This is a genomic window from Streptomyces sp. NPDC017448 (assembly GCF_044330565.1).
Lineage (GTDB): Bacteria > Actinomycetota > Actinomycetes > Streptomycetales > Streptomycetaceae > Streptomyces.
The window spans coordinates 12,154-24,609 of record NZ_JBIRLM010000021.1 but is presented as its reverse complement, the minus strand read 5'-3'; the positions used below and the strand labels follow the sequence as shown (position 1 = coordinate 24,609).

The window sequence follows — 12,456 nt, the reverse complement described above, 5'->3', positions numbered from 1 at the left end:
TCTTGACCGGTAGTTACTTTCCAGATAAGCGTACTTCTTTGAAAGTTTCTTTCACCCCGGGAAGGAGCTCACGTGCCCCACCGCACCTCAAGACGCACCCTCCTCACCGCCACCGCCGCCGTCACGGCCGCCGCGGCCACCGGCGGCCTCGCCGCCCCCGCCCTCGCCTCCGCGCACTCCGCCAACGCCTCCACCGACCGCCGGCTGCGACGGATCATCGCCGGGATGAGCCTGGAGGAGAAGGTCGGCCAGCTGTTCGTGATGCGGGTCTACGGGCACTCCGCCACCGAGCCCGACCAGGCCGACATCGACGCGAACCTCAAAGAGATCGGGGTCCGCACGGCCGCCGAACTGATCTCCACGTACCACGTCGGCGGCATCATCTACTTCACCTGGGCCCACAACACCCGCGACCCGCACCAGATCGCGGACCTCTCCAACGGCCTCCAGCGCGCCGCGCTCGCCGGGCCCTCCCGCGTCCCGCTGCTCGTCTCCACCGACCAGGAGCACGGCATCGTCTGCCGGGTCGGCGAACCCGCCACGCTGCTGCCGGGCGCGATGGCCCTCGGTGCGGGCGGCTCACGCTCCGACACCCGGCGGGCGGCCTGGATCGCGGGCGCGGAACTGGCCGCGCTCGGCATCAACCAGAACTACGCGCCCGACGCCGACGTCAACGTCAACCCGGCCAACCCGGTCATCGGCGTACGGTCCTTCGGCTCCGACCCCGACGCGGTGGCCGACCTGGTCGCGGCGCAGGTGAAGGGCTACCAGGGCGCGGGCGTCGCGGCGACCGCCAAGCACTTCCCCGGCCACGGCGACACCAGCACCGACAGCCACACCGGGCTGCCCGTCATCCACCACACCCGCGCCCAGTGGGAGGAGTTGGACGCCCCGCCGTTCCGCGCCGCGATCCGGGCCCGGATCGACTCGATCATGACCGCGCACATCGTGGTCCCCGCCCTCGACCCGTCCGGCGACCCGGCCACGCTCTCCCGGCCGATCCTCACCGGCATCCTCCGCGAGGAGCTGGGCTACGACGGGGTGGTGGTCACCGACTCCCTCGGCATGGAGGGGGTGCGCACGAAGTACGGCGACGACCGGGTGCCGGTCCTCGCGCTGCTGGCGGGCGTGGACCAGCTGCTGAACCCGCCGAAGCTCTCCGTCGCCTGGAACGCGGTGGTGGAGGCGGTCCGGAGCGGTGAGATCAGCGAGGCCCGGATTGACGAATCGGTCCTGCGCATCCTGCGGCTCAAGAGCGGGCTGGGCCTGTTCGGCGACCCGTTCGTCAGCCGCCGGGGCGTCGACCGCACGGTCGGCAGCCGCGCCCACCGGGCCGCCGCCGACCGGATCGCCGAGCGCACGACGACCCTGCTCGACAACCCCGGATCGCTGCTGCCGCTCTCCCGCCGCACCCACCGCGACCTGCTGGTGGTGGGGGCCGATCCGGCCTCCCCCTCCGGCACGACCGGCCCGCCGACCAGCACCCTGGCCACCGCGTTCACCGAACTGGGCTTCACCGCACGGGCGTTGTCCACCGGCACGGCTCCCAGCCAGGCGAAGATCGACGAGGCGGTGGCCGCCGCCCGGGGCCGGTCCGCGGTCATCGTGGCCACGTACAACGTCACGGCGGCGAGTTCGCAGCGCCGGCTGGTGACCGCGCTCGTGGCGACCGGCGTCCCGGTGGTCGCGGTCGCCGTCCGCAACCCGTACGACATCGCCCACCTCACCGGCGCCGGAGTCGCGGCGAGCCTCGCCGCCTACTCCTGGACCGACGTCGAACTGCGCGCCGCGGCCCGGGTGATCGCGGGCCGCGCCGAGCCGGAGGGCACCCTCCCGGTCCCGGTGCAACGCGCGGACGACCCGACGCAGGTGCTGTATCCGGTGGGCCACGGGCTGTCGTACTAGCCCTACGGCGAAGGAACGACCCCGGCGCCCGGCGGGTGGCGCAAAGCACCCCGCGCATCTGGCGTGGCCCCGCTCCGGCGGGCCGCGCCAGGTGTACGTCTGGAGAGACGTATCGGGGGTCACTTCATGGACGATCACGTTTCCCCGGGGTTCCGGAGCCCGTCGCCGGTTCCGGCCCTCCCGCAGGTCCGCCTGCCGGTCCTCCCTCAGCCTCTCCCGCCGGGTCCCCCGCGGGTCCTCCCGCACTCTCTCCCGCGGTTCCTCCTGCTGCCGGTCCTGCTGGTGGCCGCCCTGCTCCTGACGGCCTGCCAGGGTCCGGACGGCACGGCCGCCGACGACCGGGGACGGCCCTCCCCCGGCCCGCCCGGCCCCTCCCCGTACGGGGTGGTGTTCCTCGGGCCGGGCGACTGCAGCTCGCGCGGCCCGGAGATCCGGGAGGTGTTCTGCCGCAGCGAGAAGGCCGTGGCCACCGTGCTCGCCCGGCACCTCGGCACCCCGTCGTCGGGACCGCCCTGCCCGGACCCCACCGACTTCGTGCTGCACGTGTCCGAGACGGGGGCGGGGGCCCGTTCCCGGCTCACCACCGGTTACGCCTGCATGCGCCATCTGGAGCCGCCGCATCCGGGCGACCCGGGACGGGGCGGCGGCCCGCTCACCGTGGTCGGGGACTGCGTCACGGCCTCCGGCGGGGGCGAGGTCACGGAGACCGCCTGCGCGGACACGGGCGGACGCGCCCCGCGCTACCGGGTGGAGTCGGCGGTGGTGCGGCGGGCGCAGTGCCCGGACGAGACCGACCTGTACGTCTCCCTGCGCGGGCCGAAACCGGTGGGGTGCGCCCGCCGGTCCACCGCATGGTGACGGCGGGCCGGCGGGCCCGGCCCACGCGGTGCGGCCCACGGCGCACAGGGCGGCCCCGGTGGGCGGCCCGCCAGGGGCCACCCGCCGGGGCCGTCCACGCGGACGGGCCCGGATGCCGCGGACGCCCGCGGAAGCGCACGGGCGGTACGGGCGCTACGGGCGCTACGGGCGCAGCGTGGCCTCGTCGCGCTCGACCTCGCCGTTGCGCCGGTCCAGCCTGGTGTCGAACTTCGCCAGCGGCTTCGCCTTCGCCGGGTCCGCCTCGACGGCCGCCGGGGCGACGCCCGCCCACCGCAGGATCGCGGCGGTGGCCTTCGCCCGCTGGGCCTCGGGGAGGCCGGAGACCTTCGCGCCGTGGTTGCCGCCGGGGACGGTGTAGACCGCGCTGTCCCGCGCGCCGTGGCCGAGGCGGAACGGCTCCGCGCTCCACGGGTCGTTCTCGCCGTTGACGTACATCATCTGCCGGGCGTTGCGCTTGACCCAGCGGTCGATGTCCCGCATCGCGCCCCGGTCGAACGTCATCGGGATGGAGCGGGGCACGAAGTTGCGCGGCGGCTGGTAGCCGTAACGGCTCAGCTTGGCGAGCCAGGGCTGCTTGATGTCCGGCGACCCGAGCTGCGTACCGGCCTGGTAGTAGTACGGGGTGTACCTCTCCAGGGCCTGGTCGACGTAGGCGGAGAAGCCGGAGACGGCGTCGACGGAGTTCCAGATGTCGTCGTCCGTGGCCTTCTTCGCGTCCGCCGGGATGTCCGCGCAGTCGGCGAGCAGGCTGTACTGCCAGAACGCCCACCCGTAGTCCATGACCGTGGCCTCGTAGGCGCGGTCGAGGGAGCCGACGGTGTTGAAGGTCCAGCCCTGCTCCGCGACCAGCTCCTTGTACTTCTTCTGGAGCGGTTCCCGGCGGATCAGCGCCTCGCGCTGCACTCCGGCCAGCTTGTCGCGGCACTCCTGGGTGCCGACGTTGCGGAAGAACCGGTCGTACGCCGAGTCCTCGTTGTCGACGACGTCGTTGGGCGCGACGTAGGCGACGACGCCGTCCATGTCCTTCGGGTAGAAGCGCTCGAAGTACGTGGCGGTCATGCCGCCCTTGGATCCGCCGGTGGCCAGCCACTTCTTGTCGTAGATCTTCTTCAGCGCCGTGAACACCCGGTGCTGGTCGCTGGCGGCCTGCCAGATGTCCAGCTTGGTCCAGTCGGCCGGGGCCGGACGCGACGGGGTGAAGAAGCGGTACTCCAGGGAGACCTGGTTGCCGTCGACGATCTGCGTCGGCTCGCTGCGGCTGGGGTTGGTGGAGACGTTGTAGCCGCTGGTGAAGAAGACCGTCGGGCGGCTCACGTCCTTGTGCAGCAGGGTCAGGCGCTGCTGGAACGTGCCCTTGGACGGGCGCTTGTGGTCGACCGGCTGGGTGTACTCGAGGACGAAGTAGCGGTAGCCCGCGTAAGGCTTCTCCTCGATCAGGCTCATACCCGGGATCGCCAGGATGCGGTCCTTGATGTCCTCGTTGCTCGCTTCGCTGCCGGCGACAGCGCCGCTGCTCCGCTGCGCGGCCGGTTCCGCGGCGGTGGCCGCACCGGCCGAGGCCCCCGCGGCTCCGACCGTGCCTATGAGCACGGCGAGCGAGAGAACCCCTGTGAGCGACTTGCGCATGCACCCTCCCCTTGGTTCACAACATTCGCCGTGAACTTATCGGGGCAACACACGCCACGCCAGACCCGGTTGCCCGGGTCAGTGGAGAAGATCGACCGGGTGGCGGACGAATGGGGCGGATTCGGCTGAGCCTGCCGATCCGGCCGGTTCAGCAGAGGACCCACCCGGTGGAGGCGGACTTCTTGCCGATCGCACCGGTGGCCCGGACGCAGCGGTTCAGCGCGCTGACCGTGACGGGCCCGGCCATCCTCGTGTACGAGCCCTTGTCGGTGACGGGGTGTCCGCCGCGTGCCTGGAGGGTGACGCTCATCGTCCGCCGCTTGCCGGGCTTCTTCGCGACGGTCACCGCGCACGCCTGGGAGCGGCTCTTGTAGACGCGCAGCTCCCCGGTGGAGAACTCGACGGTCTTCGCGGGGCGGCCGGAGCAGCCGGCGGCGGCGTGCGCGGGGCCGGGGGCGGCGAGGAGGGGAACGAATCCGGCGAGGAGGGGGAGGACGAGGAGGCGGACGACCAGCCGCCGCTCCCGGAACGCGGCCGACGACCGTCCGGCGACCCTGCCCGAACCGGCGGCCGTCCCCGGTCCGTCCGGCCCGGACACGGCCGTTCCCGGTCCGCCCCGTCGTGCCGGCCCCGACGGTCCCGCAGCCCTGTCGAACACCTCTGCCCCCACCTGACGTCTGTACGCACTCGTGCGTCTCTGGCTACGACGCAGGAGACCGGTGGGAGGTTGCACGGCCGCACCGGACCGGGTCGGAGCGGGCCCGGACGGCCCGGCCGTCATCGGACGACGGCCGCCGGCTCGTCCTCCCCTATGAAGGTGCGCCACAGCCGGGCGTACCGTCCGCCCCGGGCCAACAGCTCCTCGTGCGTGCCGTCCTCCGCGACGCGGCCGCGGTCCATGACCACGACGCGGTCGGCGCGGGCGGCGGTGGTCAGCCGGTGGGCGACGACCAGCGTGGTGCGGCGGCCCGCGAGCCGGTCGGTGGCCTGGTTGACCAGGGCCTCGGTGGCGAGGTCCAGGGCGGCGGTGGCCTCGTCCAGGAGCAGGATGTCCGGGTCGACCAGTTCGGCGCGGGCCAGCGCGACGAGCTGGCGCTGACCGGCGGAGAGGTTGCGGCCGCGCTCGGCGACCTCGTGGAGGTAGCCGCCCTCCAGCGTGGCGATCATCTCGTGCGCGCCGACCGCGCGGGCCGCGGCCTCGACCTGGGCGTCGGTGGCGTCGGGCCGCCCGTAGGCGATGGCGTCGCGCACCGTGCCGGAGAAGAGGTACGCCTCCTGCGGGACGACCCCGAGGCGGTGGCGGTAGGCGGTCGTGTCGAGGGTGCGCAGATCGGCCCCGTCGACGGTGACCCGGCCGCTGGTGGGGTCGTAGTACCGGGCGACCAGCTTGACCAGGGTCGACTTCCCGGCGCCCGTCTCCCCCACGAACGCCACCGTCTGACCGGCCGGGATGCGCAGGTCCACACCGGTCAGGGCCTCCTCGTCGGAGCCGTACGCGAAGGACACGCCCTCGAACGCGATCTCGCCGCGCAGGGAGGGCACGGGGCGCGGCTCGTCCGGGTCGGCGGTCGAGGTGGGCTCGCGCAGCAGCTCCTGGATGCGGCCGAGCGAGACGGTCGCCTGCTGGTAGCCGTCGAAGACCTGGGAGAGCTGCTGGACGGGGGCGAAGAACAGGTCGATGTAGAGGAGGTAGGCGACCAGCGCGCCCGTGGTCAGCGTGCCCGCCTCGATCCGGCCCGCCCCGACGATCATGACGGCGGCAGCGGCGACGGAGGCCAGGAGCTGGACGAACGGGAAGTAGACGGAGATCAGCCACTGGCCGCGCACCCGCGCCTGGCGGTAGCTGTCGCTGCGCTCGGCGAAGCGGGCGGCCCCGTCGTGCTCGCGGCCGAACGCCTGGACGATACGGAGGCCGGCGACGGACTCCTGGAGGTCGGCGTTGACGGCGCTGATCCGGGTCCGGGCCAGCTCGTACGCCTGGACGCTGCTGCGCCGGAAGAAGACGGTGCCGACGATCAGTACGGGCAGGGTGGCGAAGACGACCAGGGCGAGCTGGACGTCCAGGACGAGCAGGGCGGCCATGATCCCGAAGAAGGTGACCACGGAGACGAACGCGGTGACGAGTCCGGTCTGGAGGAACGTGGAGAGCGCGTCCACGTCCGTCGTCATCCGGGTCATGATCCGGCCGGTCAGCTCGCGCTCGTAGTAGTCGAGGCCGAGCCGCTGGAGCTGGGCGAAGATCTTGAGCCGGAGCGCGTAGAGCATGCGCTCGCCGGTCCGGCCGGTCATCCGGATCTCGCCGGTCTGGGCCGCCCACTGGACGAGCACGACGACGAGCGCGATCGCGGAGGCCGCCCACACCGCGCCGAGCGAGAGCTGGGTGACGCCCTCGTCGATGCCGTGCCGGATGAGGACCGGCAGCAGCAGTCCCATGCCCGCGTCCACGGCGACCAGTCCGAAGCTGAGGAGCAGGGCCGCCCCGAAGCCGTGCAGCAGCCGGCGCAGCCCGTACGACTCCTCCGGGCGCACGGCGGCGGCCTCGTCGACCTCGGGGGCGTCGGTGGCCGGGGGCAGCGCCTCGACCTGGGCGAGCAGTTCGGGCGTCGCGGGCATCCCGGCGACGGTGGTGTCCCGCTCCTCCTCCTCGCGGATCCACAGGTCGGGGGTGATGCCGCGCTCCGCGTCGAACTCCGCGTCCAGCTCCTCCTGGAGGGCGCGGTCGTCGTCGGGTTCCGGCGCGGTCCGCGGCGGCCGGTGGCCGGGCGAGGCGCCGCCCAGCTCGTCGGGGTCGGTGAGCAGCCGGCGGTAGAGGGGCGAGGTGCGCTCCAGCTCCTCGTGGGTGCCGAGCGCGGCGAGCTTCCCGCCGTCCAGGACGGCGATGCGGTCCGCGAGCTGGAGGGTGGAGCGGCGGTGGGCGATGAGCAGGGTGGTGCGGCCCGCCATCACCTGCTTGAGGGCCTCGTGGATCTCGTGCTCGACGCGGGCGTCGACGGCGGAGGTCGCGTCGTCGAGGAGGAGGAGCCGGGGGTCGGTGAGGATGGCGCGGGCGAGGGCGACGCGCTGGCGCTGGCCGCCGGAGAGGGTGAGGCCGTGCTCACCGACGGTGGTGTCGTACCCGGCGGGCAGGTCGGAGATGAAGCCGTGGGCCTGGGCGGCGCGGGCGGCCTGCTCGATCTGCTCCTGGGTGGCGTCGGGGACGCCGTAGGCGATGTTGGCGCGGACGGTGTCGGAGAAGAGGAAGCTGTCCTCCGGGACGAGTCCGATCGCGGAGCGCAGGGACGCCTGGGTCAGCTCGCGGACGTCGTGGCCGCCGACGAGGACGGCGCCGTGGGACACGTCGTAGAAGCGGGGCACCAGGAGGGAGAGGGTGGACTTGCCGCTGCCGGACGCGCCGACGACGGCGACGGTCTCGCCGGGTTCGACGGTGAGCGAGAACCCGTCGAGGACGGGGCGTTCGGAGGCTTCGCCTCCGAGGTCCGTGCCGGCGGCGTCGTCGGAGCGGGGCGGAGCGTAGCCGAAGCGGACGTCGTCGAACTCGATCCCGGCCGGGGCGTCGGCGGGCAGCTCCTTCGTGCCGTCCGCCATGGAGGGCTCGGTGTCGATCAGCTCCAGGACGCGTTCCACACCGGCGCGGGCCTGCTGGCCGACGGTGAGGACCATGGCGAGCATCCGGACCGGGCCGACCAGCTGGGCGAGGTAGGTGGAGAAGGCGACGAACGTGCCGAGGGTGATCTCGCCCCGGGTGGCCAGCCAGCCGCCGAGGGCGAGCATGGCGACCTGGCCGAGCGCGGGCACGGCCTGGAGGGCGGGCGTGTAGCGGGAGTTCAGCCGGATGGTGCGCAGCCGCCCCGCGAAGAGGCGGCGGCCGACCTCGCGGAGCTTGCCGGTCTCCTGGTCCTCCTGACCGAAGCCCTTGACCACCCGGACCCCGGAGACGGCCCCGTCGACGACTCCGGCGACGGCGGCGGCCTGGCTCTGGGCGTACCAGGTGGCGGGGAAGAGGCGGGTGCGGGAGCGGCGGGCGATGTACCAGAGGGCGGGGGCGACGGCGAGGGCGACGAGGGTCAGCGGGAGGGAGAGCCACGCCATGATCACCAGGGAGATCAGGAAGAGCAGCACGTTCCCGATGGTCATCGGGAGCATGAACAGCAGCCCCTGGATCAGCTGGAGGTCGCTGGTGGCGCGGCCGACGACCTGCCCGGTGGACAGTTCGTCCTGGCGCTTCCCGTCGAGCCGGGTGATCGTCGCGTACATGTCCGTACGCAGGTCGTGCTGGACGTCCAGGGCGAGCCGGCCGCCGTAGTACCGGCGGATGTAGGTGGCCGCGTAGACGAGGACGGCCGCCCCGACGAGCAGTCCGGTCCAGAGGGCGAGGGAGCGGGTGCGGTCGGTGACCACGTCGTCGATGATCACCTTGGTGATGAGCGGGACGAGGGCCATGACGGCCATGCCGGCGAGCGACGAGCCGAGGGCGAGCACGACGTTGCGCCGGTACCGCCACGCGTACCCGGTCAGCCGCCGGCCCCACCCCTGTCGCTCTGCGTCCGTCACGCGTTGCCTCCTGTCCGGCCTGCTCCGCGGCCTGTCCGCTGGTCCGGCGGGCCCGGTTGGTCCCACCCGGCCCGCCGGAAGGCACCAACACCCCCCGCCCGGGATTTCATCCCGCCGTAACAAACGGGACGGTGCACGGGGCCGGCGACCGGTGGTGGGCACGGGGCGCGCGGAGCCGGGCGCCCGGGTCCGGTTCGCGTTCCCGGCGGGGTGGGTAGTGATGCGCGACGGCACCGGTGCCTCCTCGTCGGAGGGCACCCGAAGGGGGCAGGAACCATGGCGAACGACCGGCTCACCGAGGCTTACCGCTGCGGACAGCTCTTCGCGGCACTCGCCGCGCTGGAGCGCCTCAGCGAGGGCGCTCACCACTCCCTGGGGAGGCCGGGGACGAGGCGGCAGCTGTCCACCGAACCGCGCAAGCACCTCACCGTGCACCTGTGGCAGGCCGGCCGGTACTTGCTCGGAGCCGCCAACCGGGGCGAGGGGCGGGCCGCCGGGGTGATCTTCCGGCAGCTGCCGGACCTGCTGCCGCTCCGCCGGGAGCTGCCCGGGGAGATCCGGGACGCGGCGGAGCGGGCCCGGTTCCAGGAGGGCGTCACCGCGCAGGAGGCCGCGATCGGGAAGGCGCTCGCGGACGTGTGAGCGGGCGGGCCCGGGGCGCCCCGGGCCCGCCCGTCCCGCCTACAGGTGCGTCGGCTCGAACATCCGCAGCAGCGCCGGCAGCACGACGACGGACGGCCCCGGGGCCGCCAGGGCCCTGCCGAGGTCGGCGGCGAGCGACTCGGGGGCGGTCCGGACGGCCGGGACGCCGAAGGACTCGGCGAGCGCGACGAAGTCCGGGCGGATCAGCTCGGTGCCGGTGGTCTCGCCGAAGGCGTCCGTCATGTACTCGCGCAGGATGCCGTAGCCGCCGTCGTCGACGATCAGCCAGGTCAGCGGCAGATCGTACTGGCGGGCGGTGGCGAGCTCCGCGAAGGAGTACATCGCGCCGCCGTCGCCGGAGACCGCGAGCACGGGCTGCGTGGGGTCGGCGACCGCGGCTCCCACGGCCGCCGGGAAGGCGTAGCCGAGGCCCCCCGCCCCCTGGGCGGAGTGCATGGTGTTGGGGCGGCGGGCGTCGAACGCGGACCAGGCCCAGTACGCCAGGATCGTCATGTCCCAGAAGCTGGGCGCGGTGTCGGGCAGCGCCTCGCGGACGGCGGCGAGGACCTGCTGCTCCAGGGCGAGGTCCTGCGCGTCGATCCGGGCCCGTACCTTCTCCAGCACCGTGCGCACCCGCTCGGCGGCCTCCGGGTCCTCGCGCCGCTCGACGGCGTCCAGGAGGTCGGCCAGCGCCTCGCGGGCGTCGGAGTGGATGCCGAGCGCGGGGTGGTTGGACTCCAGCTTCCCGGCGTCCGCCTCGATCTGGATCACCCGGCCGCGCGGGCGGAAGGTGTGGTAGTTCGAGGAGAGTTCGCCGAGGCCCGAGCCGACGACGAGCAGGACGTCCGCGTCCTCCAGGAAGTCGGTGGTGTGCCGGTCCTCCAGCCAGGAGCGCAGCGACAGCGGGTGCTCCCAGGGGAAGGCGCCCTTGCCGCCGAAGGTGGTGACGACGGGGGCGTCGATCTTCTCGGCCAGGGCGCGCAGCTTGCCGGCGGCGTCGGAGCGGACGACGCCGCCGCCCGCCATGATCACCGGTCGTTCGGCGTTCGACAGCAGGTGCGCGGCGGCGATCGTCAGCTCGGGGCGCGGGTAGAGCTCGCGCGGGGTGGCGTCCATGGCGCTGACGACCGGCAGGACCGTCCCGGCCAGCAGCACGTCCTGCGGGATCTCCACCCAGACCGGCCCGTGCGGGGCGGTCAGGGCGGACTCCCAGGCGGCGGCGATCGCGGACGGGATCTGGGACGCGGTCCGCACGGTGTGGACGGACTTCACGATGTCGCGGACGGACGCCTGCTGGTCGCGCAGCTCGTGGAGGTGGCCGTGCCGCCCGCCGCCGAGCCCGGCGACGGGGATCTGGCTCGTGATCGCGAGGACGGGGGCGGAGGCGGCGGCCGCCTCCTGGAGCGCGGCGAGCGACGTGAGCGCGCCGGGCCCGGTGGAGAGCAGGAGCGGGGCGACCTCGCCGGTGATCCGGCCGTACGCGTCGGCGGCGAAGCCCGCGTTGTTCTCGACGCGGAGCCCGACGTACCGGAGGGAGGAGCGGCGCACCGCGTCGAACACGCCGAGCGCGTGCTGCCCGGGCAGCCCGAAGACGGTGGTCGCGCCGAGCCCCTGGAGGGACTCGACGACGAGGTCGCCGCCGTTGCGTCCCTCCGGCGGGCTCAGTACGGCGGCGGCCTGGGCGGCGGTGAGCCGCGGCCGGTCGTCGTGGTCGTGGCTCACTCGGCGTCCTGCGCCGTCTTCTCCGCCTTCTCCGCCTTCTCCGCGGCGATCTGGCGGGACATGATCGTCGTCAGCTCGTACGCGGCGTGCGAGGCGGCCACGGAGGTGATCTCGGCGTGGTCGTACGCGGGGGCGACCTCGACCAGGTCGGCGGAGACCAGGTGGCAGGAGGCGAGCCCGCGCAGGATCTCCAGCAGTTCGCGGGAGGTGAGGCCGCCGGCCTCGGGGGTGCCGGTGCCGGGGGCGTGCGCCGGGTCGAGGACGTCGATGTCGATGGAGATGTACAGCGGCCGGTCCCCGATGCGCTGCCGCAGCTGGTCGGCGATCTCGTCGACGCCGCGCCGCATGACGTCGGCGGAGGTGACGATGCCGAAGCCCATCTTCTCGTCGTCGGTCAGGTCCTGCTTGCCGTAGAGCGGGCCGCGGGTGCCGACGTGGGAGAGGGCGGAGGTGTCGAGGATGCCCTCCTCCACGGCCCGGCGGAACGGGGTGCCGTGGGTGTACTCGGCGCCGAAGTAGGTGTCCCAGGTGTCCAGGTGCGCGTCGAAGTGGAGCAGGGCGACGGGCCCGTGCTTCTTGGCGACGGAGCGCAGGAGGGGCAGGGCGATGGTGTGGTCGCCGCCGAGGGTCATCAGGCGTGCGCCGGTGGACAGCAGGTCGTCGGCCGCGCCCTCGACGGTCTCGACGGCCTCGTTGATGTTGAACGGGTTGGCGGCGATGTCCCCGGCGTCGGCGACCTGGGCGAGGGCGAACGGGGAGGCGTCCTGGGCCGGGTTGTACGGACGCAGCAGCCGGGACGCCTCGCGGATCGCGTTGCCGCCGAAGCGGGCGCCGGGCCGGTAGGAGACGCCGGTGTCGAAGGGCACGCCGACCACGGCGACGTCGGTGCGGCCGACCTCGTCGAGCCGGGGCAGCCGGGCGAACGTCGCGGGCCCGGCGTACCGCGGGACGCGGGAGGAGTCGATGGGGCCGCGCGGCGACTCGGTGCTGCTCATGGGGTGTGCCCTTCCTTCGGTTGCGTACGGGGTCGAGTGTGCGGGTGGTCTGCGGTGGTGTGCTGCGCGACCCGGGGGGCCGGGGCCGTCCGGGCGGACGGAGGGGGCGCGAGGAAGACGGTAGGCGGCCGAAAGC

The 12,456-nt window shown here is 73.6% G+C and carries 8 protein-coding genes; 3 read left to right on the top strand and 5 right to left on the bottom strand.

The genetic code is table 11. The features are described from left to right. The first annotated feature begins 72 nt into the window (after window positions 1-72). Window positions 73-1,905 carry a glycoside hydrolase family 3 protein gene (locus ACH4K1_RS27365; protein WP_398092239.1) on the top strand — a complete coding sequence of 611 codons (1,833 nt, stop codon included), beginning with the start codon at window positions 73-75 and terminating at the stop codon, window positions 1,903-1,905. Window positions 1,906-2,169: 264 nt separating this feature from the next. Continuing rightward, on the top strand, window positions 2,170-2,763 hold the full coding sequence (locus ACH4K1_RS27360; RefSeq protein WP_398092304.1) for a hypothetical protein: 594 nt from the start codon (window positions 2,170-2,172) through the stop codon (window positions 2,761-2,763). Window positions 2,764-2,925: 162 nt separating this feature from the next. On the opposite strand, the gene ACH4K1_RS27355 is transcribed toward ACH4K1_RS27360, so the two are convergent. The 3 genes from ACH4K1_RS27355 to ACH4K1_RS27345 all read right to left on the bottom strand — a co-directional run bounded on the left by ACH4K1_RS27355 (window position 2,926) and on the right by ACH4K1_RS27345 (window position 8,961). Beyond that, window positions 2,926-4,410: a S28 family serine protease gene (locus ACH4K1_RS27355; protein WP_398092238.1), complete on the bottom strand. Its 1,485-nt coding sequence runs from the start codon at window positions 4,408-4,410 to the stop codon at window positions 2,926-2,928. Between the two features lie 148 nt (window positions 4,411-4,558). Beyond that, complete coding sequence (locus ACH4K1_RS27350) at window positions 4,559-5,008, bottom strand: hypothetical protein (protein WP_398092237.1); 450 nt, start codon at window positions 5,006-5,008, stop codon at window positions 4,559-4,561. A 179-nt stretch (window positions 5,009-5,187) separates the two neighbouring features. Beyond that, complete coding sequence (locus ACH4K1_RS27345; RefSeq protein WP_398092236.1) at window positions 5,188-8,961, bottom strand: ABC transporter ATP-binding protein; 3,774 nt, start codon at window positions 8,959-8,961, stop codon at window positions 5,188-5,190. 276 nt (window positions 8,962-9,237) lie between these two features. Here ACH4K1_RS27345 and ACH4K1_RS27340 point away from each other — a divergent pair, with 276 nt between their 5' ends. Beyond that, on the top strand, window positions 9,238-9,603 hold the full coding sequence (locus ACH4K1_RS27340) for a hypothetical protein (protein WP_398092235.1): 366 nt from the start codon (window positions 9,238-9,240) through the stop codon (window positions 9,601-9,603). 39 nt (window positions 9,604-9,642) lie between these two features. Here ACH4K1_RS27340 and ACH4K1_RS27335 read toward each other — a convergent pair whose 3' ends face one another. Further along, on the bottom strand, window positions 9,643-11,325 hold the full coding sequence (locus ACH4K1_RS27335; RefSeq protein ID WP_398092234.1) for a thiamine pyrophosphate-binding protein: 1,683 nt from the start codon (window positions 11,323-11,325) through the stop codon (window positions 9,643-9,645). After that, window positions 11,322-12,320: an agmatinase gene (gene speB / locus ACH4K1_RS27330; protein ID WP_398092233.1), complete on the bottom strand. Its 999-nt coding sequence runs from the start codon at window positions 12,318-12,320 to the stop codon at window positions 11,322-11,324. The genes ACH4K1_RS27335 and speB overlap by 4 nt, the downstream gene beginning before the upstream one ends. Window positions 12,321-12,456 lie beyond the last annotated feature (136 nt).